This window comes from Pseudomonas sp. LH21, assembly GCF_036549575.1.
In the GTDB taxonomy this organism is placed as follows: Bacteria; Pseudomonadota; Gammaproteobacteria; order Pseudomonadales; family Pseudomonadaceae; genus Aquipseudomonas; species Aquipseudomonas peradeniyensis.
In genome coordinates, this window is record NZ_CP144367.1 from 4447597 (window position 1) to 4474572 (window position 26976).

26 protein-coding genes are annotated in these 26976 nt (G+C 65.3%); 17 read left to right on the plus strand and 9 right to left on the minus strand.

Going from position 1 to position 26976, the window contains the following annotated elements; all coding sequences use genetic code 11:
- Positions 1-22: 22 nt before the first annotated feature.
- The 3 genes from VUG52_RS20310 to VUG52_RS20320 form a co-directional block, all read right to left on the minus strand.
- On the minus strand, positions 23-1687 hold the full coding sequence (locus tag VUG52_RS20310; protein WP_050704587.1) for a cation acetate symporter: 1665 nt from the start codon (positions 1685-1687) through the stop codon (positions 23-25).
- Complete coding sequence (locus tag VUG52_RS20315) at positions 1684-1995, minus strand: DUF485 domain-containing protein (RefSeq protein WP_028690856.1); 312 nt, start codon at positions 1993-1995, stop codon at positions 1684-1686. Before VUG52_RS20315 ends, VUG52_RS20310 begins: the two co-directional genes overlap by 4 nt.
- Before the next feature lie 247 nt (positions 1996-2242).
- Positions 2243-3103 (minus strand): glycine betaine ABC transporter substrate-binding protein, encoded by an 861-nt coding sequence (locus VUG52_RS20320; RefSeq protein ID WP_050704586.1) that lies wholly within the window; start codon positions 3101-3103, stop codon positions 2243-2245.
- A 217-nt stretch (positions 3104-3320) separates the two neighbouring features.
- On the opposite strand from VUG52_RS20320, the gene VUG52_RS20325 reads away from it, so the two are divergent.
- Positions 3321-4868, plus strand: a complete 1548-nt coding sequence (locus VUG52_RS20325) for a glycoside hydrolase family 17 protein (RefSeq protein WP_331832015.1) — start codon at positions 3321-3323, stop codon at positions 4866-4868.
- An 88-nt stretch (positions 4869-4956) separates the two neighbouring features.
- On the opposite strand, the gene VUG52_RS20330 is transcribed toward VUG52_RS20325, so the two are convergent.
- Positions 4957-5325, minus strand: coding sequence for a hypothetical protein (locus VUG52_RS20330; RefSeq protein WP_050704584.1), 369 nt, complete (start codon positions 5323-5325; stop codon positions 4957-4959).
- A 217-nt stretch (positions 5326-5542) separates the two neighbouring features.
- On the opposite strand from VUG52_RS20330, the gene VUG52_RS20335 reads away from it, so the two are divergent.
- Positions 5543-6841 (plus strand): serine/threonine protein kinase, encoded by a 1299-nt coding sequence (locus VUG52_RS20335; protein ID WP_050704583.1) that lies wholly within the window; start codon positions 5543-5545, stop codon positions 6839-6841.
- Entirely contained in the window at positions 6834-7649 is an 816-nt protein-coding gene (locus tag VUG52_RS20340) for an MlaA family lipoprotein (protein WP_050704582.1), read from the plus strand. Before VUG52_RS20335 ends, VUG52_RS20340 begins: the two co-directional genes overlap by 8 nt.
- Before the next feature lie 132 nt (positions 7650-7781).
- Here the strand turns inward: VUG52_RS20340 and VUG52_RS20345 are convergent, their stop codons facing one another.
- Together VUG52_RS20345 and VUG52_RS20350 are read right to left on the minus strand one after the other, a co-directional pair.
- Positions 7782-8930 (minus strand): patatin-like phospholipase family protein, encoded by a 1149-nt coding sequence (locus VUG52_RS20345; RefSeq protein ID WP_262951037.1) that lies wholly within the window; start codon positions 8928-8930, stop codon positions 7782-7784.
- A gap of 144 nt (positions 8931-9074) precedes the next feature.
- A complete protein-coding gene (locus VUG52_RS20350) occupies positions 9075-10010 on the minus strand; it encodes a lipid A biosynthesis lauroyl acyltransferase (protein WP_331832016.1) in 936 nt (311 codons plus the stop codon).
- Between the two features lie 100 nt (positions 10011-10110).
- On the opposite strand from VUG52_RS20350, the gene minC reads away from it, so the two are divergent.
- The 7 genes from minC (at position 10111) to VUG52_RS20385 (ending at position 16805) form a co-directional block, all read left to right on the plus strand.
- On the plus strand, positions 10111-10872 hold the full coding sequence (gene minC / locus VUG52_RS20355; protein ID WP_050704579.1) for a septum site-determining protein MinC: 762 nt from the start codon (positions 10111-10113) through the stop codon (positions 10870-10872).
- A 96-nt stretch (positions 10873-10968) separates the two neighbouring features.
- Positions 10969-11781 (plus strand): septum site-determining protein MinD, encoded by an 813-nt coding sequence (gene minD, locus VUG52_RS20360; protein ID WP_050704578.1) that lies wholly within the window; start codon positions 10969-10971, stop codon positions 11779-11781.
- Positions 11782-11784: 3 nt separating this feature from the next.
- Positions 11785-12039, plus strand: coding sequence for a cell division topological specificity factor MinE (gene minE, locus VUG52_RS20365; RefSeq protein ID WP_011532731.1), 255 nt, complete (start codon positions 11785-11787; stop codon positions 12037-12039).
- A gap of 157 nt (positions 12040-12196) precedes the next feature.
- Entirely contained in the window at positions 12197-12832 is a 636-nt protein-coding gene (locus VUG52_RS20370) for an RluA family pseudouridine synthase (RefSeq protein ID WP_028690867.1), read from the plus strand.
- 163 nt (positions 12833-12995) lie between these two features.
- On the plus strand, positions 12996-14285 hold the full coding sequence (locus VUG52_RS20375; RefSeq protein ID WP_028690868.1) for a M18 family aminopeptidase: 1290 nt from the start codon (positions 12996-12998) through the stop codon (positions 14283-14285).
- Between the two features lie 151 nt (positions 14286-14436).
- Positions 14437-14607: a hypothetical protein gene (locus VUG52_RS20380; RefSeq protein WP_167388396.1), complete on the plus strand. Its 171-nt coding sequence runs from the start codon at positions 14437-14439 to the stop codon at positions 14605-14607.
- A gap of 44 nt (positions 14608-14651) precedes the next feature.
- Complete coding sequence (locus VUG52_RS20385) at positions 14652-16805, plus strand: mechanosensitive ion channel family protein (protein ID WP_050704576.1); 2154 nt, start codon at positions 14652-14654, stop codon at positions 16803-16805.
- A 99-nt stretch (positions 16806-16904) separates the two neighbouring features.
- On the opposite strand, the gene VUG52_RS20390 is transcribed toward VUG52_RS20385, so the two are convergent.
- Positions 16905-17618, minus strand: a complete 714-nt coding sequence (locus VUG52_RS20390) for a UTRA domain-containing protein (RefSeq protein ID WP_050704575.1) — start codon at positions 17616-17618, stop codon at positions 16905-16907.
- 327 nt (positions 17619-17945) lie between these two features.
- On the opposite strand from VUG52_RS20390, the gene VUG52_RS20395 reads away from it, so the two are divergent.
- From VUG52_RS20395 to sugE, 7 genes are all read left to right on the plus strand, one after another.
- Entirely contained in the window at positions 17946-19004 is a 1059-nt protein-coding gene (locus VUG52_RS20395; protein WP_050704574.1) for an ABC transporter substrate-binding protein, read from the plus strand.
- A gap of 91 nt (positions 19005-19095) precedes the next feature.
- Entirely contained in the window at positions 19096-19902 is an 807-nt protein-coding gene (locus VUG52_RS20400) for an alkaline phosphatase family protein (protein ID WP_050704573.1), read from the plus strand.
- Positions 19899-20738, plus strand: a complete 840-nt coding sequence (locus VUG52_RS20405; RefSeq protein ID WP_331832017.1) for an ABC transporter permease — start codon at positions 19899-19901, stop codon at positions 20736-20738. The genes VUG52_RS20400 and VUG52_RS20405 overlap by 4 nt, the downstream gene beginning before the upstream one ends.
- Positions 20728-21522, plus strand: a complete 795-nt coding sequence (locus VUG52_RS20410; RefSeq protein ID WP_050704572.1) for an ABC transporter permease — start codon at positions 20728-20730, stop codon at positions 21520-21522. Before VUG52_RS20405 ends, VUG52_RS20410 begins: the two co-directional genes overlap by 11 nt.
- Position 21523: 1 nt before the next feature.
- Positions 21524-22513: an ABC transporter ATP-binding protein gene (locus VUG52_RS20415; protein ID WP_050704571.1), complete on the plus strand. Its 990-nt coding sequence runs from the start codon at positions 21524-21526 to the stop codon at positions 22511-22513.
- A 13-nt stretch (positions 22514-22526) separates the two neighbouring features.
- Entirely contained in the window at positions 22527-23180 is a 654-nt protein-coding gene (locus VUG52_RS20420) for an HAD family hydrolase (RefSeq protein WP_050704570.1), read from the plus strand.
- Between the two features lie 235 nt (positions 23181-23415).
- Positions 23416-23733, plus strand: coding sequence for a quaternary ammonium compound efflux SMR transporter SugE (gene sugE, locus VUG52_RS20425; RefSeq protein ID WP_050704569.1), 318 nt, complete (start codon positions 23416-23418; stop codon positions 23731-23733).
- A 16-nt stretch (positions 23734-23749) separates the two neighbouring features.
- On the opposite strand, the gene VUG52_RS20430 is transcribed toward sugE, so the two are convergent.
- Both VUG52_RS20430 and VUG52_RS20435 read right to left on the minus strand, forming a co-directional pair.
- Positions 23750-25624 (minus strand): MFS transporter, encoded by a 1875-nt coding sequence (locus VUG52_RS20430; RefSeq protein WP_331832018.1) that lies wholly within the window; start codon positions 25622-25624, stop codon positions 23750-23752.
- A 199-nt stretch (positions 25625-25823) separates the two neighbouring features.
- A complete protein-coding gene (locus VUG52_RS20435; RefSeq protein WP_262951060.1) occupies positions 25824-26963 on the minus strand; it encodes a TDT family transporter in 1140 nt (379 codons plus the stop codon).
- Positions 26964-26976 lie beyond the last annotated feature (13 nt).

Genomic DNA, 26976 nt, shown 5'->3' on the forward strand with positions numbered 1-26976 from the left:
GTCGTTCAGACAGCAACCAGGATCAGTGGGAAACCGCCCCGCTGGCCCCAAGGCCGGTCTGCGAACGGACAAACTGCGGGAAGAACAGCGCGCGCTCGTTCTCGGCAGCCTTGGACTTGTCGGTGACCGAGAAGAACCAGATGCCGGCGAAGGCGATGATCATCGAGAACAGCGCCGGGTACTCGTACGGGTAGATGGCTTTCTCGTGACCAAGGATCTGCACCCAGATGGTCGGGCCGAGGATCATCAGGCCCACCGCGCTGACCAGGCCCATCCAGCCGCCGATCATGGCGCCGCGGGTGGTCAGTTTCTTCCAGTACATCGAGAGCAGCAGCACCGGGAAGTTGCAGCTGGCGGCAATGGAGAAGGCCAGGCCGACCATGAAGGCGATGTTCTGCTTCTCGAACAGAATCCCCAGGCCGATCGCCAGCACGCCCAGGGCGATGGTGGTGATCTTCGACACGCGGATCTCGTCCTTGTCGTTGGCCTTGCCCTTGCGCCAGACGCTGGCGTACAGGTCATGGGACACCGCCGAGGCACCGGCCAGGGTCAGGCCGGCGACCACCGCCAGGATAGTGGCGAAGGCCACCGCCGAGATGAAGCCGAGGAACACGCTGCCACCCACGGCATCGGCCAGGTGCACCGCCGCCATGTTGTTGCCGCCGATCAGGGCGCCGGCGGCGTCCTTGAAGTCGGGGTTGGTGCTGACCAGCAGGATCGCGCCGAAGCCGATGATGAAGGTCAGGATGTAGAAGTAGCCGATGAAACCGGTGGCGTACAGCACGCTCTTGCGCGCTTCCTTGGCGTCGCTGACGGTGAAGAAGCGCATCAGGATGTGCGGCAGGCCCGCGGTACCGAACATCAGTGCCAAGCCCAGCGAGAACGCGGAGATCGGGTCCTTGACCAGGCCGCCCGGGCTCATGATCGCCTCGCCCTTGGCGTGCACCTTGATCGCCTCGGAGAACAGGGTGTTGAAGTCGAAGCCGACGTGCTTCATCACCATCAGCGCCATGAAGCTGGCACCGGACAGCAGCAGCACCGCCTTGATGATCTGCACCCAGGTGGTGGCGAGCATGCCGCCGAACAGCACGTACAGGCACATCAGGATGCCCACCAGGATCACCGCCACGTGGTAGTCCAGGCCGAAAAGCAGCTCGATGAGCTTGCCGGCACCGACCATCTGCGCAATCAGGTAGAACGCCACCACCACCAGCGAGCCCGAGGCCGACAGGGTGCGGATTTCCTTCTGCCCGAGGCGATACGAGGCCACGTCGGCGAAGGTGTACTTGCCCAGGTTGCGCAGGCGCTCGGCAATCAGGAACAGGATGATCGGCCAGCCGACCAGGAAGCCGATGGAGTAGATCAGGCCGTCGTAGCCCGAGGTGAACACCAGCGCGGAAATACCCAGGAACGAGGCCGCCGACATGTAGTCGCCGGCGATCGCCAGGCCGTTCTGGAAGCCGGTGATCTTGCCGCCGGCGGCGTAGTAGTCGGCCGCCGACTTGTTGCGTTTGGAGGCCCAGTAGGTAATGCCCAGGGTGAAGGCGACGAAGGCCACGAACATGGCGATCGCCGAGACGTTCAGCGGCTGTTTCTGCACCTCGCCGGTCAGGGCATCGGCGGCCCACACGGCGGGTGCGAAGGCACCGCAGGCCAGGACGGCCAGGGTTTTGGCGTGACGGATCATTGCTTGGCCTCCTCGAGAATGGCCTTGTTCAGTTCATCGAACTCGCCGTTGGCGCGACGCACGTAGAGCGCGGTGAGCACGAAGGCCGAGACGATCAGGCCGACGCCCAGGGGAATGCCCCAGGTGATCGACGAGTCGGGGCTGAGCTTGGCGCCCAGCACGTGCGGGCCATAGGCGATGAGGAGGATGAAGGCGCAGTAGAGGCCGAGCATGATCGCCGAGAGAATCCAGGCGAAGCGCTCGCGCTTGGTGACCAGTTCCTTGAAGCGCGGACTGTTCTGTATCGATTGGTAAATGCTGTCATTCATTGTTTTTGTCCTAGCAGCACAGAGTAGGGAGAACCCGACTCCAACTTTATGCTGCCGCTGGACGCCAACCAGACGACCTTAGTCTTAGATGCAACGGTGTTTTACAGATTTCGCAACAACCAAAACCCGAGTAGGGCCATTCGCGGGTAAACCCGCTCCCACAGGTAAGCCACAATGTTCAAGTTTGTGGTGATCCTGTGGGAGCGGGTTTACCCGCGAAATAGTCGTACTGGCTTCTACGGCGGGGTTACTTGCCGGTCCACTCCTTGACCCGCTCCGGATGCTTGGCCACCCAGTCCTTGGCCGCCGCCTCCGGCTTGGCGCCTTCCTGGATCGCCAGCATCACCTCGCCGATCTCGTCCTTGGACTGCCACTGGAACTTCTTCAGGAACTCGGCCACTTCCGGCGCCTTGCTCGCCAGCTCCTTGCTGCCGATGCTGTTGACCGTTTCGGCGGCGCCGTACACGCCCTTGGGATCCTCGAGGAACTTGAGTTTCCACTTGGCGAACATCCAGTGCGGCACCCAGCCGGTCACGGCGATGGACTGCTGCTTGGCGTAGGAGCGGCCCAGCTCGGCGGTCATCGCCGCGCCGGAGCTGGCGGTCAGCTTGTAGCCGGCCAGGTCGTAGTCCTTGATGGCCTGCTCGGTCTTGAGCATGACCCCGGAGCCGGCATCGATGCCGACGATCTTGTTCTTGAAGCTGGTATCAGTCTTGAGGTCGGCGATGCTGTTGGCCTTGACGTACTCGGGAACGATCAGGCCGATCTTGGCGTCCTTGAAGTTCGGCCCGTAGTCGACGACGTTGTCCTTGTTCTTGGCCCAGTACTCGCCATGGGTCACCGGCAACCAGGCCGAGAGCATGGCGTCGAGCTTGCCGGTGGCCACGCCCTGCCACATGATCCCGGTGGCCACGGCCTGCAGCTTCACGTCGTAGCCAAGCTTCTGCCTGATCACCTCGGCGGCCACGTTGGTGGTGGCCACGCTGTCCGACCAGCCGTCCACGTAACCGATGCTCACTTCCTTGGCCATGGCCTGCGCAGTGCTCATGGTCAATACCAGGGCGGCGCCCACACTCAGGAAACGTCGTACTCTTGTAAAAGTCGCCATCAAAGCATCCCCTCGTCAGGTCTTGGAGAGAGCATCATCGACCTGCCCCCGCGCACGACCTGCTCTGTAAGCGACCTCCAGCGAACGATCAGCGACAGCACTGTGCCATTAACGTCATGCCACCCGAGCGGCCTGCGCGATCCTTGCATGCCAAAGGCTTGGCGCCGGTCATTTGCGGCTATCATCTAGCCCTTTGTGCTTGCCGACGGACCGCCCGATGCCCATTAACACCCGACTGCTCCTGCCTGCGTACCTGCTCGCCTGCCTGCTCGCCCTCATCGGGCTGTGGGCGCTCTGGTACGGCCTCGGCAAGCCGGTGCACCTGCCCGATGCGGCGAGCCCGACGCACAAGTTGCAGTGCGCGTCCTACACCCCGTTCGACAAGGACCAGTCGCCGTTCGACCAGCCGTTTCGCCTGCGCCCGGCGCGCATGGACGCCGACCTGGCGCTGCTGAGCGAGCGATTCCAGTGCATCCGCACCTATTCGATGACCGGCCTCGAGGCCATCCCGGCGCTGGCCCGCAAGCACGGCCTGAAGGTGATGCTCGGTGCCTGGGTCAACTCAAGCCCCGTGGACACCGACAAGGAAATCGAATTGCTGATCGCCGCGGCCAACGCCAACCCCGACGTGGTCAGCGCGGTGATCGTCGGCAACGAGGCGCTGCTGCGCAAGGAAGTCACCGGCGAGCGCCTGGCCGGGCTGATCAAGAAAGTGAAAAGCCAGGTGAAGGTACCGGTGACCTACGCCGACGTCTGGGAATTCTGGCTGCAACACCCGCAGATCGCGCCGGCGGTGGACTTCCTCACCATCCACCTGTTGCCCTACTGGGAGGACGACCCGCGTGGCATCGATGCGGCGCTGACCCATGTGGCCGAGGTGCGCCAGGTGTTCGGTAACCGCTTCGCGCCCAAGGACATCCTGATCGGCGAGACCGGCTGGCCCAGCGAAGGACGCCAGCGCGAGACGGCGGAACCGAGCCGGGTCAACGAGGCGCGTTTCATCCGTGGCTTCGTCGCCCTGGCCGAGGCCAACGGCTGGCGCTACAACCTGATCGAGGCCTTCGACCAGCCCTGGAAGCGCGCCAGCGAAGGTGCCGTGGGCGGCTACTGGGGGCTGTACGATGCCGACCGCCAGGACAAGGGCGTGCTCGAAGGGCCGGTGAGCAACCTGGCGCGGTGGCCGCAGTGGTTGCTGGCCAGCGTGTTGCTGATGCTGGCGACCCAGGCCCTGGCCGGACGCCCGGCAAGCCGCCGCGCCGCCCTGCTGCTGCCGTTGCTGGCGGCCCTGGGTGCCGGCAGCCTGGGACTGTGGGGGGAACTGATGCGCACCAATGCCCGCTTTGCCGGGGAATGGTTGTGGGCGGTGGCCCTGGCCGGCTTGAACCTGTTGGTGCTGGCCCATGGCGCGCTGGCCCTGGCCCGTCGAGACGGCTGGCGCCAACGGTTGTTCGCCTGGCTGGAAAAGCATGCCGGCACATGGCTGCTGGCGGCCGGATTCGCAGCGGCGGTGAGCATGCTGGCGATGGTGTTCGACCCGCGCTATCGCAGCTTCCCCAGCGCGGCGTTGCTGCTGCCGGCGGTGGTCTATCTGCTGCGGCCGGTGCCGGCGCGACGGGCGGAGGTGGCGTTGCTGGCCTTTATCGTGGGGGCCGGGGTGGCGCCGCAGTTGTTCCAGGAAGGGTTGGCGAATCGACAGGCATGGGGTTGGACGGTGGTCAGCGTGTTGATGGTTGGCGCGTTGTGGCGAAGCTTGCGCAAAGCCTGATAGCCCATCGCGGGGCAAGCCCGCTCCCACGTTGAAGCTAACGCCTTGTGTGAGCGTGGGAGCGGGCTTGCCCCGCGATAGGACCCTGTCAGGCAACGGATGATCGCCGCACCAGCCGCAACCCCGCCAGCACCACCGCAAACACCGCGATGCTCGCGGTATACAGCACCAACGCCGGGATCCCGAACAGCAGCGCCAGCGCCGCCAGCCACCACCCACCTCGGTCAGACACGAATTGGCAAAGCAACGCCAACCCCAATGCCCCCCAGGCAATGATCTGGAAATGTATCCCCAGGCCCAGCAGCGATCGCGCCTGGCATTGCCAGACCTCCCCCGGCACGCTGCACAGCCCGACCCACCGGGCATCTTCCATCAGCCCATAACGCACGCCATAACTGGCCGCCAGCCACAGCGGCAGGAACAGCAACAGGGCAACGACCGGCCACCAACGCGCCATGCGGATCTCCAATAGCGGTAATCGAAACGTTGCATGATCGCCCAGGGGCCGCGACAAGGCAAAATCATGGCCCTGCAGCTATGTTGCACAAGACAAACGTTGTCCGGCGCGGCAACATCTTGTGCGACGAACGACAGGGCGACGGGCAACTTTGTCCGACATGCCGTGGTCCTAGCCTGCGTACTGCACGACCTTGCGTTTTCCCTGGGGGACATAAATGCTTCGATCTTTGCGCCTCGCCGCCCTGCTCGGCGGCCTGCTCATGGCTGCGGCCGCATCGGCGCGGGATATAGACGCGGCGAGCTACGGCTATCCGTTGACCAACCCGTTCGAGGCGACCATCGCCACCACGCCGCCGGAGCAGCGGCCGACGCTGCCCAGCGACGACGACATCGACCAGGCCGATTACAGCCTTACCCTGCGCCCGGAGCGCGAGTTCACCCTGCCCGACAACTTCTGGTCGGTGAAGAAACTGCGCTACCGCCTGGCCAAGCAGGACCACGAGGCGCCGTTGATCTTCCTGATCGCCGGTACCGGCGCGCCCTATTCCAGCAGCATCAACGAGTACCTGAAGAAGCTGTTCTACCAGGCCGGCTACCACGTGGTGCAGCTGTCGTCGCCGACCAGCTGGGACTTCATGAGCGCCGCTTCGCGCTTCGCTACCCCCGGGGTGACCAGCGAGGATGCCAAGGACCTGTACCGGGTCATGCAGGCAGTGCGCGCCCAGCAGGCACACCTGCCGGTCAGCGAGTACTACCTCACCGGCTACAGCCTCGGTGCGCTGGACGCCGCGTTCGTCAGCAAGCTCGACGAAACCCGCCAGAGCTTCAACTTCAAGCGCGTGCTGCTGCTCAACCCGCCGGTCAACCTGTACACCTCGATCACCAACCTGGACAAGCTGGTGCAGACCCGGGTCAAGGGCATCGACCGCAGCACCACCTTCTACGAGTTGATGCTGGAGAAACTCACCCGCTACTTCCAGGACAAGGGCTACATCGACCTCAACGAAGCGCTGCTGTATGACTTCCAGAAGTCGCGCCAGCACCTTTCCAACGAACAGATGGCCATGCTCATCGGCACCTCGTTCCGCTTCTCGGCCGCCGACATTGCCTTCACCTCCGACCTGATCAACCGCCGCGGCCTGATCATTCCGCCGAAATTCCCGATCACCGAGGGCAGCAGCCTGGAGCCCTTCTTCAAACGGGCGCTGCAATGCGACTTCGACTGCTACCTGACCGAGCAGGTGATCCCCATGTGGCGAGCGCGCACAGACGGCAACAGCCTGCTGCAACTGGTCGACCAGGTGAGCCTGTACGCGCTGGAGGACTACCTGCGCGCCAGCCCCAAGATCGCCGTGATGCACAACGCCGACGACGTGATCCTCGGCCCCGGCGACATCGGTTTCCTGCGCCGGGTGTTCGGCGAACGGCTGACGCTCTACCCCCATGGCGGCCATTGCGGCAACCTCAACTACCGCGTCAACAGCGACGCCATGCTGGAGTTCTTCCGTGGTTAACAGACTGCTGCTCGTCACCGCCCTGCTCGCCAGCGGCTGCGCCCTGGCCGAGGAAGTCGCGCCGCGTGCCAGCGTGGTCGAGGCCGACAAGACCGAAACCCTCACCGTGGAGGCCGACGGTTTCGTCGATCCGCTGCGCGAGCTCAAGTTCAACCCTGGCCTGGACCAGCGCGAGTTCGAACGCTCGACCCTGGCCGCACTGAACATCTACGACCCGCTGGAGTCGCTGAACCGGCGCATCTACCACTTCAACTACCGCTTCGACCAATGGGTGTTCCTGCCGGTGGTCGATGGCTACCGCTACGTCACCCCCGGTTTCGTGCGTACCGGGGTCAGCAACTTCTTCAACAACCTGGGCGATGTGCCCAACCTGTTCAACAGCGTGCTGCAGCTCAAGCCCAAGCGTTCAGCGGAAATCACCGCGCGGCTGATGTTCAACACCATCATCGGTGTCGGCGGCCTGTGGGACCCGGCGACCAAGATGGGCCTGCCCCGCCAGAGCGAGGACTTCGGCCAGACCCTGGGCTTCTACGGGGTGCCGGACGGGCCATACCTGATGCTGCCGATCCTCGGGCCGTCGAACCTGCGCGATACCACCGGGCTGGTGGTCGACTACGTGGGGGAAAAGGAGATCAACTACCTGAACGTGCCCGACACCGCCAGTGACCATCCGGAACTCACCGTGCTGCGGGCGGTGGACAAGCGCTACACCACCAACTTCCGCTACGGGCAGACCAACTCGCCGTTCGAGTACGAGAAACTGCGGTACGTGTATACCCAGGCGCGCAAGTTGCAGATTGCCGAGTAAGCGCAACCCCGATCCCCTGTAGGAGCGGCCTTGTGCCGCGAAAGGGGCGCGCAGCGGCCCCAGGTTCTTAGCCAAAGCACATATCGCCGGGGCCGCTTTGCGGCCCTTTCGCGGCACAAGGCTCCTACAGGGTCAGCCGGGCAATCCCAGGAACTGACACAACTCCCGCTTCTTGGCCAACGCATCCTTGCGCCCCAGCTCGATCAGCTCACTGCAATAGCTCGCCTCGAACAGCAGGTAGCTCAGCACCCCCGCGCCGCTGGTCTTGGTAGCGCCAGGCCCGCGCAGGAACAGCCTCAACGCCGCCGGCAGTTCGCGCCGATGACGGGCGGCAATCTCGTCCAGCGGCTGGCTGGGCGCCACCACCAGCACCTCGATCGGCGCCAACCCCAAGCGCCGGGCGTCCAGGTGCGCCGGCATCAGGTGGCTGAGGTGGTTGAGCCGCTGCAGCAACTCGATATCGTCCTCGAGGCTGTCGATGAAGGTGCTGTTGAGCATGTGCCCACCGATCTGCGCCAGGCTTGGCTGCTGGCCGCTGAACACGCGCTGGGTCGGCAAGGGCGGTGCCGGGCGCTGGGGGTTGCCACTGACGCCGACCACCAGCACGCGACTGGCGCCCAGATGCAGCGCCGGACTGATCGGTGCCGACTGGCGCACCGCGCCGTCACCGAAGAACTCATCGCCCAGGCGCACTGGCGCGAACAGCAGCGGGATTGCCGAGCTGGCCAGCAGATGGTCGATGGTCAGCGGCGTGGGCATGCCGATGCGCCGGTGGCGCAGCCAGGGTTCGATGGTGTCGCGGCCCTGGTAGAAGGTCACCGCCTGGCCGGACTCGTAGCCGAAGGCGGTCACGGCGATGGCGCGCAGCTGATTGGCCGCCAGGGAGTGGGCGATGCCGTCCAGGTCCAGGTGCTCATGCAGCAGGCGGCGCAGCGGGCGGCTGTCAAGCAGCGCCACCGGCACCTGGCCGCCGAGCCCCAGCAGGCTGTGGCCAACGAAGCGGCTGGCCTGGCGGATCACCCCGGGCCAGTCGCTGCGCAGCACCAGGTGGCTGCGAAAGTTCTGCCAGAAGGCGGTCAGGTGCTGCACCGATTCGGCGAAGCGGGTAGCGCCGCTGGCCAGCTTGACGGCGTTGATGGCGCCAGCAGAGGTGCCGACGATCACCGGGAAGGGGTTCACCGCCCCAGGGGGCAGCAGTTCGGCGATGCCGGCCAGCACGCCGACCTGGTAGGCGGCGCGGGCACCGCCGCCAGAGAGGATCAGGCCGGTGGTTGGGGACATGCTTCCTTCCTGGATCATGGTTGACAGGTCTGGCCTCTTCGCGGGTAAACCCGCTCCCACAGGTACAGTGCCGGCCTTAGCATATACATACCCCCTGTGGGAGCGGGTTTACCCGCGAAGAGGCCGGCCCTGCTATAGCAACAGTCAGCGTTTCTTCTTGTCGTACAGCCGGGGCTCGCCCTCGGGCCGCGACTTGAAGCGTCGGTGCGCCCACAGGTACTGCTCCGGGCACTCGCGCAGCACGCCTTCGACCCACTGATTGATGCGCAGGCAGTCGGCCTCCTCGGTTTCGCCGGGGAAGTCCGCGAGCGGTGGATGCACCACCAGACGATAGCCGCTGCCGTCCTCCAGGCGCCGCTGGGTGAACGGGATCACCCGGGCCTTGCCCAGCCGGGCGAATTTGGTGGTGGCGGTGACGGTGGCCGCCGGGATGCCAAACAACGGCACGAAGATACTCTGTTTGATGCCGTAGTCCTGGTCCGGTGCGTACCAGATCGCCCGGCCCTTGCGCAGCAGCTTGAGCATGCCGCGCACATCGTCGCGCTCCACGGCCAGCGAATCAGGGTTGTGGCGCTCGCGGCCGCGGCGCTGGATGAAGTCGAACACCGCGTTGCCGTGCTCGCGGTACATGCCGTCGATGGTATGGGCCTGGCCCAGCAGCGCGGCGCCGATCTCCAGGGTGGTGAAGTGCACGGCCATGAGGATGGCGCCCTCGCCTTCGCGCTGGGCGGCCTGCAGGTGCTCGATGCCTTCGATGTGAGCCAGGCGCGCCAGCCGGGCCTTTGGCCACCACCAGCTCATGGCCATCTCGAAGAAGGCGATGCCGGTGGAGGCGAAGTTTTCCTTGAGCAGATGTTGCCGTTCGTCGCCGGACAGTTCGGGGAAACACAGTTCGAGGTTGCGCGCGGCAATGCGCCGGCGCTCGCCGGCCACCCGGTACATCACCGCGCCCAGGGCGCGGCCCAGGCCCAGCAGGGCGCGGTACGGCAGCTGGGCGACCAGCCATAGCAGGCCCAGGCCCAGCCACAGGCCCCAGAATCGCGGGTGGAGGAAAGAGGATCGAAAACGCGGGCGTTCCATTGAAGCTTCCGGCAAGACATGAGCCCGGCATTCTACATCGGTTGCGGGCAATCGGTCTTATCGCTATAAGTCAGGGCACTTTTTTCGCAACAAGCCGTCTATGCAGACCATGAGCCCCAACCAGACACCCGACAACGCCCCCGTGTTCCAGCTCAAGGGCAGCATGCTTGCCATCACCGTGCTGGAACTGGCGCGCAACGACCTCGAATCCCTCGACCGCCAGCTGGCGGCGAAGGTGGCGCAGGCGCCGAATTTCTTCAGCAACACCCCGCTGGTGCTGGCCCTGGACAAGCTGCCCCATGACTCGGGCGCCATCGACCTGCCCGGGCTGATGCGCATCTGCCGTCATCATGGCCTGCGCACCCTGGCGATCCGTGCCAGCCGCATCGAGGACATCGCCGCGGCGATCGCCATCGACCTGCCGGTGCTGCCGCCGTCCGGGGCCCGCGAACGCCCGCTGGAACCCGAGCCGGAAGTGAAGACGCCCGAGCCTGCACCCGCTCCACCAGCGGCGCCGGCCGAACCCGAGGTGCGCCCGACCCGCATCATCACCTCGCCGGTGCGCGGCGGCCAGCAGATCTACGCCCAGGGCGGCGACCTGGTGGTGACAGGCTCGGTAAGCCCCGGCGCGGAACTTCTCGCCGATGGCAACATCCATGTGTACGGCGCCATGCGCGGCCGCGCCCTGGCCGGTATCAAGGGCAACACCAAGGCGCGCATCTTCTGCCAGCAGATGACCGCGGAAATGGTCTCCATCGCTGGCCAGTACAAGGTCTGCGAGGACCTGCGCCGCGACCCGCTGTGGGGCTCGGGCGTGCAGGTCAGCCTGTCCGGTGACGTGTTGAACATCACCCGTCTTTAACGGATACTTGCCGGCATTTTTAGCGCAACTTTTTTCCCGTTGCCGTTTTTTGTATTTGCAGGGACCCGCGTCCCGTTTATTTAGGGGTGAAACACCTTGGCCAAGATTCTCGTCGTCACTTCCGGCAAGGGGGGTGTGGGCAAGACCACTACCAGCGCCGCCATCGGTACCGGCCTCGCACTGCGCGGCTACAAGACTGTCATCGTCGACTTCGACGTCGGCCTGCGTAACCTCGACCTGATCATGGGCTGCGAGCGCCGCGTGGTGTACGACTTCGTCAACGTGGTCAACGGCGAGGCCAACCTGCAGCAGGCCCTGATCAAGGACAAGCGCCTGGAGAACCTGTTCGTGCTGGCCGCCAGCCAGACCCGCGACAAGGACGCCCTGACCCAGGAAGGCGTGGAAAAGGTCCTGATGGAGTTGAAAGAACAGTTCGACTACGTCATCTGCGACTCGCCGGCCGGTATCGAGAAAGGCGCGCACCTGGCGATGTACTTCGCCGACGAAGCCATCGTCGTGACCAACCCCGAGGTCTCCTCGGTACGCGACTCCGACCGCATGCTGGGCATCCTGTCGAGCAAGTCGCGCCGCTCCGAGAACGGCGAGGAGCCGATCAAGGAACACCTGCTGATCACCCGTTACCACCCCGAGCGCGTCGAGAAGGGCGAAATGCTCAGCATCGCCGACGTCGAAGAGATCCTGGCGATCAAGCTCAAGGGTGTGATTCCCGAGTCGCAAGCCGTTCTCAAGGCCTCCAACCAGGGCATCCCGGTCATCCTTGACGACCAGAGCGATGCCGGCCAGGCGTACAGTGACACCGTCGACCGTCTGCTGGGCAAAGAGAAGCCCCTGCGGTTCATTGACGTGCAGAAGCAAGGATTCTTCGCGCGTCTGTTTGGAGGCAAGTAAACCATGAACCTTTTTGACTTCTTTCGTGGCAGACAGAAACAGACCAGCGCGTCGGTAGCGAAAGAGCGTCTACAGATCATCGTGGCGCACGAGCGCGGCCAGCGCAGCACCCCGGACTACCTGCCCGCCCTGCAGAAGGAGCTGGTCGAGGTGATCCGCAAGTACGTCAACATCGGCAACGACGATGTGCAGGTGGCGCTGGAGAACCAGGGCAGCTGCTCGATCCTCGAGCTGAACATCACCCTGCCCGAGCGCTGATCCAGCGCCTTCGGGCCGATCCTGGGGCTGCTTTGCAGCCCTTTCGCGGCACAAGGCCGCTCCTACAGGGATTGCGTAACCCCTGTAGGAGCGGCCTTGTGCCGCGAAAGGGCCGCAACGCGGCCCCAGTGGTTTCCATACGCAAAGAGAACCTGCAATGCCGCTGTCGAACATCCAGATCCTTCACGAAGACGCCGCTATCCTGGTGATCAACAAACCGACCCTGCTGCTGTCGGTGCCGGGCCGCGCCGAGGACAACAAGGACTGCCTGATCACCCGCCTGCAGGAAAACGGCTACCCCGACGCCCTGATCGTCCACCGCCTGGACTGGGAAACCTCGGGGATCATCCTGCTCGCCCGCGACGCCGACAGCCACCGCGAACTGTCGCGCCAGTTCCACGACCGCGAGACGGAAAAGGCCTATACCGCGCTGTGCTGGGGCCAACCGACCCTGGACAGCGGCAGCATCGACCTGCCGCTGCGCTACGACCCGCCGACCAAGCCGCGCCATGTGGTCGACCACGAACAGGGCAAGCACGCCCTGACCTTCTGGCGCATCGTCGAACGCTGCGCCGATCATTGCCGGGTCGAGCTGACACCGATCACCGGGCGCTCGCACCAGTTGCGTGTGCACATGCTGTCGATCGGCCACCCGCTGCTGGGCGACCGGCTTTACGCCAACCCCGAGGCGCTGGCGGCCCATGAACGGCTGTGCCTGCATGCGTCGATGCTGAGCTTTACCCATCCGGTTTCGGGCGAGCGGTTGAAGTTCGAGTGTCCGGCACCGTTCTGATCCATCGGCGCTGGATTCTTCGCGGGTAAACCCGCTCCCACGGGAGAGTGCCTAACTTGAAATCTGCGCGGTACCTGTGGGAGCGGGCTTGCCCCGCGATAGCGCCGACACAAATTTTCGAGTATTTACGCTAAACTCGCGCCACTGCTGTCTGGAGTGACTTATGCGCGATGCCCTGAATGCCGGCCTGATCGAATTCCTCAAGGCCTCCCCGACGCCCTTCCATGCCACCGCCAGCCTCGCGCAGCGCCTCGAGGCCGCCGGCTACCAGCGCCTGGACGAACGCGACAGCTGGGCCACCGTGCCCGGTGGTCGCTACTACGTGACCCGCAACGATTCCTCGATCATCGCCATCAAGCTCGGCAAGCTCTCCCCGCTGCTGGGCGGCATCCGCATGGTCGGCGCCCACACCGACAGCCCGTGCCTGCGGGTCAAGCCGCAGCCCGAGCTGCAACGCCAGGGTTTCCTGCAACTGGGCGTGGAAGTGTACGGCGGCGCCCTGCTCGCCCCCTGGTTCGACCGCGACCTGTCGCTGGCCGGCCGGGTCACCTTCCGCCGTGATGGCAAGGTCGAGAGCCAGCTGATCGACTTCAAGCTGCCGATCGCGGTGATCCCGAACCTGGCGATCCACCTCAACCGCACCGCCAACGAAGGCTGGCAGATCAACCCGCAGACCGAGCTGCCACCGATCCTGGCCCAGGTGGCCGGCGACGAGCGCGTCGACTTCCGCGCCCTGCTCACCGAGCAGCTGGCCCGCGAGCACGACCTCAACGCCGACGTGGTGCTCGACTACGAGCTGAGCTTCTACGACACCCAGGACGCCGCGTTGATTGGCCTGAACGGCGACTTCATCGCCGCCGCCCGCCTGGACAACCTCTTGTCGTGCTACGCCGGCTTGCAGGCGCTGCTGGGCGCCGACAGCGACGAGACCTGCGTGCTGGTGTGCAACGACCACGAGGAAGTCGGCTCGTGCTCGGCCTGCGGCGCCGACGGCCCGATGCTCGAGCAGACCCTGCAGCGCCTGCTGCCCGAGGGCGACGACTACGTGCGCACCATCCAGCGCTCGCTGATGGTCTCGGCCGACAACGCCCACGGCGTGCACCCCAACTACGCCGACAAGCACGACGGCAACCACGGCCCCAAGCTCAACGCAGGCCCGGTGATCAAGGTCAACAACAACCAGCGCTACGCCACCAACAGCGAAACCGCCGGGTTCTTCCGCCACCTGTGCATGGCCGAGGAAGTGCCGGTGCAGAGCTTCGTGGTGCGCAGCGACATGGGCTGCGGCTCGACCATCGGCCCGATCACCGCCAGCCACCTGGGCGTGCGCACGGTCGACATCGGCCTGCCGACCTTCGCCATGCACTCGATCCGCGAGCTGTGCGGCAGCCATGACCTGGCGCACCTAGTGAAAGTGCTCAGCGCGTTCTACCGCAGTCGCGAACTGCCCTGACGGCCAACCCGCTCCCACGCGGATCTGTGGGAGCGGCGGTGCGCCGATGCGACTTGCCCCGCGATTCAGGGGGCACCTGCCCCCGATCAATCCGCTGCGCTTGCAAAGCGCTATGCTTAAGACATGCCCCACAGCAAAAGGATTGCCGTCCATGTCATCCCCCTTCCTGTCCCTGTTCGTGCCGGTGTTCCTGTTCCTGATGCTGCTGACCATCGGTTTCAGCCTGCGCGAGCGCAATGTCGGCGTGCTGATGATGTGGATCGGTACCCTCGGCATCTTCGGCCTCACCTGCTGGAAGATCCTCGAGAAACTGCCGTCGTAAACCACTACACTCGGGCAAACGTTTGACCTGAGGTAGAGTTTCCGGTGCCAGCCCTCCTGCGTTGCATCACGCTGCTGTTCCTGTTGTTCGTCACCCCGGTGCACGCCGCCGGCCTGCCGGGCCTGCTCGGCTCCAGCCCCCCCGCCCAGCCCGAAGCCAGCGAACCGCTGGGCAAGTCGCTGGACGAGGTGATCAAGAACCTGGAGAACGACCAGCAACGGGCCAAGCTGCTGGCCGACCTGAAGAAGCTGCGCGACGCCAGCAAACAATCGCAACCCACCGTCGAACAGGGCGTGCTCGGCCTGATCGGCGGCGCCCTGCATGACTTCGAGCAGCAGTTCAGCGGCGATGCCAGCCCGTTCAAGCGCTGGTCGCTGGAAATCGACCAGGCACAGGACGAGCTGGCCGCGCTGGTGGTGCCGGTGCACCAGTGGCCGGCGATCCTGTTCGGCTTCGCCGGGGTGATCCTGGTCTGGAGCCTGCTGGCCTACGCCTTCAACTGGATCGGCCACCGCGTGCGCCTGCGCTTCGGCCTGACCGAGGAACTGCCCCAGCACCCGCGCACCTGGGACCTGGTGCGCTTCGCCCTGCGCAAGCTGGGGCCGTGGCTGGTGGCGCTGGTGTTCACCGTGTACCTGAGCTTTGCCCTGCCCTCCTCGCTGGGCAAGTCGATGGCCATGGTGCTGGCCTACGCGCTGGTGGTCGGCACGCTGTTCTCGGCGATCTGCGTGATCGCCTTCTCGCTGCTCGACGGCCCGCACCGTCACCGCGCCCTGTACATCCTGCGCCACCAGGCATTTCGCCCGCTGTGGCTGATCGGCAGCTTCGCCGCGTTCGGCGAGGCGATGAGCGACCCGCGCCTGACCACCGCCCTGGGCAGCCACCTGGCCCATGCCCTGGCCACCCTGGCCAATGTCGTCGCCGCGCTGTGCACCGGGCTGTTCATCCTGCGCTTTCGCCGCCCGATCGCCCACCTGATCCGCAACCAGCCCCTGTCTCGGCGCCTGACCCGGCGCACCCTGAGCGACACCATCGAGCTGCTCGGCAGCTTCTGGTACGTCCCGGCGCTGATCCTGGTGGCGATCTCGCTGTTCGCCACCTTCGTCTCCGCCGGCGACACCAGCACCGCCCTGCGCCAGTCGCTGATGTGCACGGTGCTGGTGGTGGTGTGCATGGTGCTCAACGGCCTGGTCCGGCGCCACGCCGCCAAGCCCAGGCGCGCCAACAAGCGCCAGGCGGTCTACACCGAGCGCCTGCGCAACTTCGGCTACGTGCTGGTGCACTTGTTCATCTGGCTGGTGTTCATCGAACTGGGCCTGCGCGTCTGGGGCCGCTCGATGATCAGCTTCGCCGAGGGCGACGGCCATGAAGTCAGCCTGCGCCTGCTGGGCCTGGCCGGCACGCTGATCGTCGCCTGGCTGGTGTGGATCCTCGCCGACACCGCCGTGCACCATGCCCTGGTGCGCTCGCGCCGCGGCCTGGCCAACGCCCGGGCGCAGACCATGATGCCCTTGATCCGCAACGTGATGTTCGTGGTGATCTTCATCATCGCGGTGATCGTCGCCCTGGCCAACATGGGCATGAACGTCACCCCGCTGCTGGCCGGTGCCGGCGTCATCGGCCTGGCCATCGGTTTCGGCGCCCAGTCGCTGGTGGCCGACCTGATCACCGGATTGTTCATCATCATCGAGGACTCGCTGGCGATCGACGACTACGTCGACGTCGGCGGCCACCTGGGCACGGTCGAGGGCCTGACCATCCGCACCGTGCGCCTGCGCGACATCGACGGCATCGTGCACACCATCCCGTTCAGCGAGATCAAGAGCATCAAGAACTACTCGCGGGAGTTCGGCTATGCGATCTTCCGCGTGGCCATCCCGCACAGCATGAACATCGACCAGGCCATCACGCTGATCCGCGAAGTGGGCCAAAAGCTGCGCAACGACCCGCTGATGCGCCGCAACATCTGGTCGCCGCTGGAGCTTCAGGGGGTGGAGAGCTTCGAGTCGGGCTCGGCGATCCTGCGGGCGCGGTTCAAGACCGCGCCGATCAAGCAGTGGGAGGTGTCGCGGGCGTTCAACCTGGCGCTGAAAAGGCAGCTGGACGAGGCGGGGCTGGATCTGGCGACGCCAAGGTTGTCGGTGCAGGTGGTGACGGCCGGAGGGGGCCAGATGGCGGAAACCGGGTCCTCCAGTTAGGGCCCTTTCGCGGGTAAACCCGCTCCCACAGGATTGCCACACATTCGAAAATTGTGGGGTCCCTGTGGGAGCAGGTTTACCCGCGAAGAATCCAGCACCTTATCCCGCCTGGGCACGGATGCGGATCGCGTCGTGCCGCCAATATTCCAGGTCACAGTCGATCAGATGCCCATGCTGGTCGCTGTTGACCCGGGTGATGTGCAAACCCGGGCTGCCCGCCGAAACCTTCAGCGCCCCCGCCGCCGCCACCGGCAACGCGGTCGGCAGGATCTCGAAGCACACCTTTCCATAGTGAATGGCATATTCCCGCGCATAGATCTCGGTCAGCGACCGCGCCAGGTCCAGCTCGAGGATCCCCGGGAAGTAGCGCGGGTTGAGATAGTGCTCGGCATACAGCACCGCACGCCCGTCGATGCGGCGCAGACGGCAGATCCGCACCACGCTGGACAACGCCGACAGGCGCAGGCGCGCGCAGATCGCCGCCGAGGCCGGCTGCAGGCGCGCCGACAGCAACTCGGTGCTCGGCACCCGCCCCTGGTCGCGCACCATCGCATGGAAGTGGCTGCGCTCGATCAGGTCGTAGGTCAGCCGCTCGGGCGCGACGAACCAGCCACGGCGCTCCTCGCGATAGATCAGGCCCTGGGCCTCCAGCTGCACCAGCGCCTCGCGCAGGGTGATGCGCGTGGTGTCGAACACTTCGCTGAGCCTGCGCTCGGCCGGCAGCTTGCCGCCGGGAGCCAGCAGGCCGTGTTCGATCTGCTCCTGCAGGGCATGGCAGATGGCTGTTACCGCGCGCGGTGGCGTCGCTTGCATCAAAGGTTACCTATCTGGACTAGTCCAGCCCCATAAAGGGGCATGTGGCGATGGCTACAAGCCTAGGCAAGGCTGATGAACATCCTGTGACAAAGCCTCGTACAGGGACTTGCCAGATCCGGGCCAGGCCACGCGATTCAAGGCTTTCGATGTGGTCTACGCTGTATTCCCAGAGCCATCGGCCTGCCACCCACGCCCTCTCCTTACATCAAACTGTCACGCAACAGGCCTACCTTGGCTCAAGGTTTGCTGACCTAGACCAAGGGTTCGCAAGCACCGCTTCTGTTCATAACAACGAATGCAAGGCACCCACCAAAGGAGCTTCGGATGAAAAAGTTGTTCATGGCGTCACTGCTCGGTTCGGCCATCGCTTTTTGCACCTCGGCCATGGCCCAGGACCTCAAGGCCCTTGAAGACGCCGCCCGCAAGGAAGGCACCGTCAACAGCGTGGGCATGCCCGATGCCTGGGCCAACTGGAAAGGCACCTGGGAAGACCTGGCGAAAAAATACGGCCTCAAGCACAGCGACACCGACATGAGCTCGGCCCAGGAGATCGCCAAGTTCGACGCCGAGAAGGACAACGCCAGCGCCGATATCGGCGATGTCGGCGCCGCCTTCGGCCCGATCGCGGTCGCCAAGGGCGTCACCCAGGCCTACAAGCCCAGCACCTGGGACCAGGTGCCGGCGTGGGCCAAGGACCAGGACGGCCACTGGGCGCTGGCCTACACCGGCACCATCGCCTTCATCATCAACAAGGATCTGGTCAAGGAAGGCGAACGCCCGACCACCTGGCACGACCTGGAAAAGGGCAAGTACAAGGTCGCCATCGGTGACGTCGGCACCGCCGCCCAGGCCGCCAATGGCGTGCTCGCCGCCGCCATCGCCTACAAGGGCGACGAGAGCAACATCGAGCCGGGCCTGCAGCTGTTCACCAAGCTGGCCCAGCAAAAGCGCCTGTCGCTGGCCAACCCGACCATCCAGACCCTCGAGAAGGGCGAGGTGGAAGTCGGCGTGGTGTGGGACTTCAACGGCCTGAGCTACCGCGACCAGATCGACCCGAAACGCTTCGAGGTGCTGATCCCATCGGACGGTTCGATCACCTCCGGCTACACCACCATCATCAACAAGTACGCCAAGCACCCAAATGCGGCGAAGCTTGCCCGTGAGTACATCTTCAGCGACGCCGGGCAGACCAACCTGGCCATCGGTCACGCCCGGCCAATCCGCGCCGAGCACCTGAAACTGCCAGCGGATGTGCAGGCCAAGCTGCTGCCGAACGAGCAGTACAAGGCCGCCCAGCCGATCAAGAACGCCGAAGCCTGGGAAGCGACCTCCAAGGCCCTGCCGCAGAAGTGGCAGGAGCAGGTGATCATCGAGATGGAATAAACGCCATCATCCTCGTGGGAGCGGGCTTGCCCCGCGATCGCCATCGCGGGGCAAGCCCGCTCCCACGAAGCCTCGTTTCCCTGGAGCCAACATGCAACACAACGTCATCCTGGTCCTGCTCGACGGCCTCAACCACCAGGTCGCGCACCACGCCATGGGCCACCTGCACGCCTACGTCGAGGCCGACCGCGCCGCGCTGTACCGGCTTGAATGCGAACTGCCGTCGCTGTCGCGACCGCTGTACGAATGCATCCTCACCGGCGTGCCGCCGATCGACAGCGGCATCGTGCATAACAACGTCAATCGCCTGTCCAACCAGCGCAGCGTGTTCCACTACGCCCGCGAGGCTGGCCTGGGCACTGCCGCTGCGGCCTATCACTGGATGAGCGAGCTGTACAACCGCTCGCCCTTCGACCCGCTGCGCGACCGCCATACCCACGCGCCGAAGCTGCCGATCCAGCACGGCCTGTTCTACTACGCCGACCATTACCCCGACTCGCACCTGCTGGCCGACGCCGAATACCTGCGCCGCCGCCATGCGCCGAACTTCCTGCTGGTGCACCCGATGAACATTGACGACGCCGGCCACCGTCACGGCCTGGACAGCAGCCAGTACCGCAACGCCGCGCGCAACGCCGACATCCTCCTGGCCGACTACCTGCCGCGCTGGCTCGAAGAGGGCTACCAGGTGCTGGTCACCGCCGACCACGGCATGAACAACGACCGCTCGCACAACGGCTTGCTGGCCGAGGAACGCGAAGTGCCGCTGTTCGTGTTCGGCGAGGCGTTCAGCCTCGACCCCGCGGCCAAGCCGTTGCAGACCGAGCTGTGTGGCACGATCTGCGAGCTGCTCGGCGCCGCCCACGACAAACCGGTCTGCCGGGAGCTGCTCAAGTGAATGCAAGCCATCGCGGCCGCTACCTGGCCCTGCTCTGCCTGCTGCCGTTCGCCGTGTTCTTCATCATCTTCCAGGTCGCGCCGCTGGCCTGGGTCGCCCTCAACAGCCTGCAGAGCGAGAGCGGCTGGGGCCTGGCCAACTTCAGCAAGATCTTCGCCTCGAAGTTCTACCTGCAGGCGCTGCAACGCAGCCTGGAGATCAGCTTCTGGTCGAGCCTGTGCGGCATCGTCATCGCCACCCTGGGCGCCTATTCGCTGCGCCGGGTCGACTCGAAGCTGCGCGACTTCGTCAGCGCCTTCGCCAACATGACCAGCAACTTCGCCGGCGTGCCCCTGGCGTTCGCCTTCATCATCCTGCTCGGTTTCAATGGCGCGCTCACCCTGCTGCTCAAGCAGATGGGCCTGCTCGGTGACTTCAGCATCTATTCCAAGACCGGCCTGATCCTGGTGTACACCTACTTCCAGATCCCCCTCGGCGTGCTGCTGCTCTACCCGGCCTTCGACGCCCTGCGCGAGGACTGGCGCGAGTCCGCCGCACTGCTCGGCGCCAGCCACTGGCAGTTCTGGCGGCATATCGGCCTGCCGGTGCTCACCCCGGCGCTGCTCGGCACCTTCGTCATCCTGCTGGCCAACGCCCTGGGCGCCTACGCCACCGTCTACGCCCTGACCACCGGCAACTTCAACGTGCTGCCGATCCGCATCGCGGGCCTGGTGGCCGGCGACATCAGCCTCGACCCGAACCTGGCCAGCGCCCTGGCGATGGTGCTGGTGGGGTTGATGACCGTGGTCACGGTGGTCCATCAATGGCTGCTCAAGAGGAGCTACCATGCGCGCTGAAAACAACGCCGGCGGGCTCTACCACCGAGTGGTGGTGTACCTGCTGTTCCTCATCCTGCTGCTGCCGCTGGCCGGCACCCTGCTCTACTCGCTGGCCACCAGCTGGTCAGCGACCCTGCTGCCCAGCGGGCTGACCTTCAAGTGGTACCTCGCGCTGTGGAGCGAGCCGCGCTTTCTCGCCGCCTTCGGCCAGTCGCTGCTGGTGTGCGTCGGCGCGCTGCTGCTGTCGGTGCTGCTGATCCTGCCGTTGCTGTTCGTGGTCCACTACCACTTCCCCAAGCTCGACGCACTGATGAACATCCTCATCCTGCTGCCGTTCGCCGTGCCGCCGGTGGTGTCGTCGGTGGGCTTGCTGCAGCTGTACGGCAGCGGGCCAATGGCCATGGTCGGCACCCCGTGGATCCTGATCGGCTGCTACTTCACCATCGCCCTGCCGTTCATGTACCGGGCCATCACCAACAACCTGCAGGCCATCAACCTGCGCGACCTGATGGACGCCGCCCAGCTGCTCGGCGCCAGCACCTGGCAGGCGGCGTTCCTGGTGGTGCTGCCCAACCTGCGCAAGGGCCTGATGGTGGCGCTGCTGCTGTCGTTCTCGTTCCTGTTCGGCGAGTTCGTGTTCGCCAACCTGCTGGTGGGCACCCGCTACGAGACCCTGCAGGTGTACCTGAACAACATGCGCAACAGCAGCGGCCACTTCAACAGCGCGCTGGTCATCTCCTACTTCGCCTTCGTGCTGGTACTGACCTGGGTCGCCAACCGCCTGAACAAGGACAAGACCTGACATGAGCTTCGTCAGCGTACAGAAACTGCAAAAGAGCTACGCCGGCAGCCCGGTGTTCGAGAACATCGACTGCCAGATCGAGCGCGGCGAATTCGTCACCCTGCTTGGCCCGTCGGGCTGCGGCAAGTCCACGCTGCTGCGCTGCATCGCCGGGCTGACCCCGGTGGACAGCGGGCGGATCCTGCTCGACGGCCAGGACATCGTGCCAGTGAGCCCGCAGAAGCGCGGCATCGGCATGGTGTTCCAGAGCTACGCGCTGTTCCCCAACATGACCGTGGAACAGAACGTCGCCTTCGGCCTGCGCATGCAGAAGGTCAAGGCCGACGAAAGCCAGGCGCGGGTGCGTGAAGTACTCGATCTGGTCGAACTCGGCAGCTTCGCCGGACGCTACCCGCACCAGCTGTCCGGTGGCCAGTGCCAGCGTGTGGCCCTGGCTCGCTCGCTGGTCACCCGCCCGCGCCTGCTGCTGCTCGACGAGCCGCTGTCGGCGCTGGATGCGCGCATCCGCAAGCACCTGCGCGAACAGATCCGCGCCATCCAGCGCGAGCTGGGGCTGACCACCATCTTCGTCACCCACGACCAGGAAGAGGCGCTGACCATGTCGGACCGCATCGTCCTGATGAACCAGGGCCGCATCGTCCAGAGCGGCGATGCCGAGACCCTCTACACCGCGCCCGTGGACCTGTTCGCCGCGGGTTTCATCGGCAACTACAACCTGCTCGACGCCGACAGCGCCAGCCGCCTGCTGCAACGCCCGGTCAGCGGTCGCCTGGCGATCCGCCCGGAGTCCATCACCCTGGGCCTGAACGGCGAACTGGACGGCGAGATCCGCAGCCACAGCCTGCTGGGCAACGTCATCCGCTACCGGGTACGGGTGCGCGACGTCGAGCTGGTGGTGGACGTGCTCAACCGCTGCGCGGCCGACCTGCACGCAGACGGCCAGCGGGTATCCTTGTCGATCGACCCCACGGCGCTACGGGAAGTGGCCTAAGGAGAAGCAACGCATGGCACTGGCAATCTTCGATCTGGACGAAACCCTGATCCACGGTGACTGCGCGTCGCTGTGGAGCGAGCAGATGGCCCGGCTGGGCTGGGTGGACGGCAAATCCTTCCTCAAGCGCGACCATGAGCTGATGGAAGCCTACGGCAAGGGCCACCTGGCCATGGAGGACTACATGGCCTTCAGCCTGGAGCCCATCGCCGGACGTACCCTGGAAGAGGTGGAGCATCTGGTCGAGCCCTGGGTGGAGGACGTGATCGAGCCGATCATCTACGGCGACGCCTGCCGCTGCATCGCCGAACACCGCAAGCGCGGTGACCGGATCCTGATCATCTCGGCCAGCGGCACCCACCTGGTCGGGCCGATCGCGGCGCGCCTGGGTGTCGACGAGTACCTGGCCATCGAGCTGGAGGCGGTCAACGGCGTGTTCACCGGCAAGACCCACGGCGTGCTCACCTACCGCGAGGGCAAGATCACCCGTTTGCTGGAGTGGCTGGACCAGGAGCAGGAGAACCTGGAGGGCGCGAGTTTCTACTCGGATTCACGCAACGACCTGCCGCTGCTGCTGAAGGTCGATCACCCGCACGTGGTGAACCCGGACCCGGTGCTGCGCGAGCATGCGCAGATCAATGGCTGGCCGATTCTGAGCTGGTCTTGAACCGGCCCTTTCGCGGGTAAACCCGCTCCCACAGGTATTGCGTAGCATCAAGCCTGTGGTGATCCTGTGGGAGCGGGTTTACCCGCGAAGAGGCCGGCACAGGCACCATTGATCCGTCACACTTGCCTCTCCCGCCACAAATGTGCAGTATAGTGCGCACTGTGAGGACGGCCTCACGACGCTGTGCGTGAACATACCGGGGACGGCCCCATCATTGAATCGATGGAGACTCACCATGTCCTGGATCATCCTGTTCTTCGCCGGCCTGTTCGAAGTCGGCTGGGCTGTCGGCCTCAAGTACACCGACGGCTTCACCCGCCCCATGCCCACCATCCTCACCGTCGGTGCCATGGTCATCAGCCTCGGCCTGCTGGGCCTGGCCATGAAGGAACTGCCGCTGGGCACCGCCTACGCCATCTGGACCGGCGTCGGCGCGGTCGGCACGGTGATCGCAGGGATCATCCTGTTCGGCGAATCCATGGCGCTGATCCGCCTGGCCAGTGTCGCCCTGATCATCACCGGCCTGGTCGGCCTGAAGGTCAGCGCCAGCTGACCTTCCTGCGTTTCCCTTAGCGAACGTCGCCGCGCAGCAGGCTCACCTGCTCGCGCAGCGCCTCGGGCTGCGCCGCCTCCACCGGGATGGCGGCGCCGGCCACCAGGGTCACCCGCGACCACAGGCGCTTGAAGAAGCCCTTGTTCGGGTCGCGACTGAAGAAACTGCCCCACAGCCCCTGCAACGCCAGCGGAATCACCGGCACCGGCGTCTCCTGCAGGATGCGGTTCACCCCGCCCTTGAACACATCGATCTCACCGTCCGAACTCAGTTTGCCTTCGGGGAAGATGCATACCAGCTCGCCGTCGGCCAGGTACCGGGCGATACGGGCGAAGGCGCGCTCGTAGGTGGCCTCGTCCTCGCCGCGCCCAGCGATGGGAATGGCGCCGGCGGTGCGGAACACGAAATTGAGCACCGGCAGGTTGTAGATCTTGTAGTACATGACGAAACGGATCGGCCGGCGGATCGCCCCCCCGATCAGCAGCGCATCGACGAACGACACATGGTTGCACACCAGCAGCGCTGCGCCCTCGTCGGGAATGCGCTGCAGCTCGCGGTGCTCGACCCGGTACATCGAGTGGCTGAGCAGCCAGATCAGGAAACGCATGGTGAATTCCGGCACGATGCGGAAGATGTAGGCGTTGACCGCGATATTGAGCAGCGACACCACCAGGAACAGCTGCGGGATGCTTAGCTTGGCCAGGCTCAACAGGGCGATGGTGATGATCGCCGACACCACCATGAACAGCGCGTTGAGGATGTTGTTGGCGGCGATCACCCGGGCCCGCTGGTCTTCCGGGGTGCGCGCCTGGATCAGGGCGTACAGCGGCACGATGTAGAAGCCGCCGAAGATGCCCAGGCCGACGATCGACAGCATGATCCACCAGGCCTGGCTCATGCCCAGCAACGCCAGCCAGTCATGGGGCACGGCGCCGACCGGCACATCCCCCGAATGCCACCACCAGAGCAGGCCGAACAGGGTCAGGCCGAACGAGCCGAACGGCACCAGGCCGATCTCCACCTTGCGCCCGCTCAGGCGCTCGCACAGTAGCGAACCGACGGCGATGCCCACCGAGAACAGGGTCAGCACCAGGGTCACCACGGTCTCGTCGCCGTGCAGCCAGTCCTTGGCGTAGGCCGGGATCTGCGTGAGGTAGATGGCGCCGACGAACCAGAACCACGAGTTGCCGACGATCGAGCGCGACACTGCCGGGGTCTGGCCCAGGCCCAGGCGCAGGGTCAGCCAGGACTGCTTGAAGATGTTCCAGTCCAGCTTCATCTGTGGCGCGGCGGCGGCGGCGCGGGGGATCCAGCGGCTGGCCAGGTAGCCCAGCACCGCGGTGGCCACCACCCCGGCGGCAGCCAGTACCGCGTACTGGCTGGAGGACATCAGCATACCGGCGCCGATGGTCCCGGCCAGGATCGCCAGGAAGGTGCCCATCTCCACCAGGCCGTTGCCGCCCACCAGTTCCTCCTCACGCAGGGCCTGGGGCAGGATCGAGTACTTCACCGGGCCGAACAATGCCGAGTGGGTGCCCATGGCGAACAGCGCCACCAGCATCAACTCCAGGTGATGAGTAACGAAACCGGTCGCGCCGATGGCCATGATGACGATCTCGGCCAGCTTGATCGCGCGGATCAGCCGGTCCTTGGCAAACTTCTCGCCGAACTGCCCGGCCAGCGCCGAGAACAGGAAGAACGGCAGGATGAACAGCAAGGCGCAGAGGTTGACCCAGATCGAGCGGTCGCCTTCCAGGCTCAGCTTGTAGAGGATCGCCAGGATCAGCGACTGCTTGAACAGGTTGTCGTTGAAGGCGCCCAGCGACTGGGTGATGAAGAACGGCAGGAAGCGCCGCTTGCCGAGCAGGGTGAATTGCGAGGGGTGACTCATCGTCCTTGTACCTGGTTGGGCTTTGTCATTGGAGGCACGTACAGCGTGATAAGCCACAAATCTGCACGGGAATGTCCATAGGCACAAGGAACTTGTGAGGGCGGGTTCGGTGGGAGCGGGCTTGCCCCGCGATAAGGCCTGTCGCCCCTATCGCGGGGCAAGCCCGCTCCCACAAAGCCCCCCACAAAGCACAATAAAGTCAGTGCTGCGCGATACACGGCGATACGAACAGCTCGCCGCGCCAGGCACCCTGCACGGTACGGCTGGCCACCACCGCCCAGAGCAAGGCCAGCGCCACCACCAGTACCAGGCCAAACACGCTGAAGAAACCGAGTCCCAACCAGGCCGCCAGCTTCAGGGTGGCCAGGCAGTACACCCCCAGGGGGAAGGTGAACCCCCACCAGCCCAGGTTGAACGGCATGCCCTGGCGCATGTAGCGCAGGGTGATCAGCACCGCCGTCAGCAACCACCACAGCCCTGCGCCCCAGAGCACGATGCCGGCCACCAGCCCCAGCCCACGGGCCACCTCGCCGAGGCCACCCAGGCCATTGGCGGCGAACACCGACGGAGCATCGCCACCGAGCACCAGCATGCCCAGCGCGCCGGTCCCGATCGGGCCGAGCGCCAGCCAGCTGGAGGCGGCCATGTTCGCTGGCGGCAGTTTATGCAGGGCCATCCGCAGCATGAGGATGGTGAGGATGCTGAACGCCACCGGCAACGACACCGCCCACATCACATAGCTGGTGATCACCACCAGGAACTGCCGGTGCGCATCCACCAGGTGCGGCGCCAGCAAACCGCCACTGGCGGCGGCGACTTCCGCCGCCACCACCGGCAGCAGCCACACCGCGGTCATCTGGTCGATGCTGTGCTCCTGACGGGTGAACATCAGGTAGGGAATGGCCACGCCGCACAGCAGCGCCAGGCCCACGTCCAGCCACCAGAGCATTTCCACCCACGGCACCACCGCCTCGCCCCAACGCGCCAGGCCGAACACCAGGGCGCCATTGAGGATGGTGGCCAGGCCCATGGGAATGGTGCCAAAGAACATCGACACGGTGGAGTGGGCAAAGATCCGCCGCGCCTCGTCGAAGAACATCACCCAACGGGCGCCGTACAAGACGCAGAATAAGATGAACAGGCCAATGGTCAGCCACCACAGGCCCTGAGCAAGGGTATCCAGCACTGGCACCTGCACCTGGTGCAACGCCAGGGCCAGCACGCCGGTGCCCATGGTCGCGGCGAACCAGTTGGGGGTGAACTGGCGGATCACTTCGCGGGGATGGGCCAGATGGCTCAACGGGCGCCACGAGGGGGCGCGGGTCTGGGTGCATGGCATGGGATGTCTCCTG

Bases quoted from the DNA above. Each gene is read 5' to 3' on its own strand.
- VUG52_RS20310 (WP_050704587.1), bottom strand. From the start codon at position 1,687: ATGATCCGTCACGCCAAAACCCTGGCCGTCCTGGCCTGCGGTGCCTTC.
- VUG52_RS20315 (WP_028690856.1), bottom strand. From the start codon at position 1,995: ATGAATGACAGCATTTACCAATCGATACAGAACAGTCCGCGCTTCAAG.
- VUG52_RS20320 (WP_050704586.1), bottom strand. From the start codon at position 3,103: ATGGCGACTTTTACAAGAGTACGACGTTTCCTGAGTGTGGGCGCCGCC.
- VUG52_RS20325 (WP_331832015.1), top strand. From the start codon at position 3,321: ATGCCCATTAACACCCGACTGCTCCTGCCTGCGTACCTGCTCGCCTGC.
- VUG52_RS20330 (WP_050704584.1), bottom strand. From the start codon at position 5,325: ATGGCGCGTTGGTGGCCGGTCGTTGCCCTGTTGCTGTTCCTGCCGCTG.
- VUG52_RS20335 (WP_050704583.1), top strand. From the start codon at position 5,543: ATGCTTCGATCTTTGCGCCTCGCCGCCCTGCTCGGCGGCCTGCTCATG.
- VUG52_RS20345 (WP_262951037.1), bottom strand. From the start codon at position 8,930: ATGTCCCCAACCACCGGCCTGATCCTCTCTGGCGGCGGTGCCCGCGCC.
- VUG52_RS20350 (WP_331832016.1), bottom strand. From the start codon at position 10,010: ATGGAACGCCCGCGTTTTCGATCCTCTTTCCTCCACCCGCGATTCTGG.
- minC (WP_050704579.1), top strand. From the start codon at position 10,111: ATGCAGACCATGAGCCCCAACCAGACACCCGACAACGCCCCCGTGTTC.
- minE (WP_011532731.1), top strand. From the start codon at position 11,785: ATGAACCTTTTTGACTTCTTTCGTGGCAGACAGAAACAGACCAGCGCG.
- VUG52_RS20370 (WP_028690867.1), top strand. From the start codon at position 12,197: ATGCCGCTGTCGAACATCCAGATCCTTCACGAAGACGCCGCTATCCTG.
- VUG52_RS20375 (WP_028690868.1), top strand. From the start codon at position 12,996: ATGCGCGATGCCCTGAATGCCGGCCTGATCGAATTCCTCAAGGCCTCC.
- VUG52_RS20380 (WP_167388396.1), top strand. From the start codon at position 14,437: ATGTCATCCCCCTTCCTGTCCCTGTTCGTGCCGGTGTTCCTGTTCCTG.
- VUG52_RS20390 (WP_050704575.1), bottom strand. From the start codon at position 17,618: ATGCAAGCGACGCCACCGCGCGCGGTAACAGCCATCTGCCATGCCCTG.
- VUG52_RS20395 (WP_050704574.1), top strand. From the start codon at position 17,946: ATGAAAAAGTTGTTCATGGCGTCACTGCTCGGTTCGGCCATCGCTTTT.
- VUG52_RS20400 (WP_050704573.1), top strand. From the start codon at position 19,096: ATGCAACACAACGTCATCCTGGTCCTGCTCGACGGCCTCAACCACCAG.
- VUG52_RS20410 (WP_050704572.1), top strand. From the start codon at position 20,728: ATGCGCGCTGAAAACAACGCCGGCGGGCTCTACCACCGAGTGGTGGTG.
- VUG52_RS20415 (WP_050704571.1), top strand. From the start codon at position 21,524: ATGAGCTTCGTCAGCGTACAGAAACTGCAAAAGAGCTACGCCGGCAGC.
- VUG52_RS20420 (WP_050704570.1), top strand. From the start codon at position 22,527: ATGGCACTGGCAATCTTCGATCTGGACGAAACCCTGATCCACGGTGAC.
- sugE (WP_050704569.1), top strand. From the start codon at position 23,416: ATGTCCTGGATCATCCTGTTCTTCGCCGGCCTGTTCGAAGTCGGCTGG.
- VUG52_RS20430 (WP_331832018.1), bottom strand. From the start codon at position 25,624: ATGAGTCACCCCTCGCAATTCACCCTGCTCGGCAAGCGGCGCTTCCTG.
- VUG52_RS20435 (WP_262951060.1), bottom strand. From the start codon at position 26,963: ATGCCATGCACCCAGACCCGCGCCCCCTCGTGGCGCCCGTTGAGCCAT.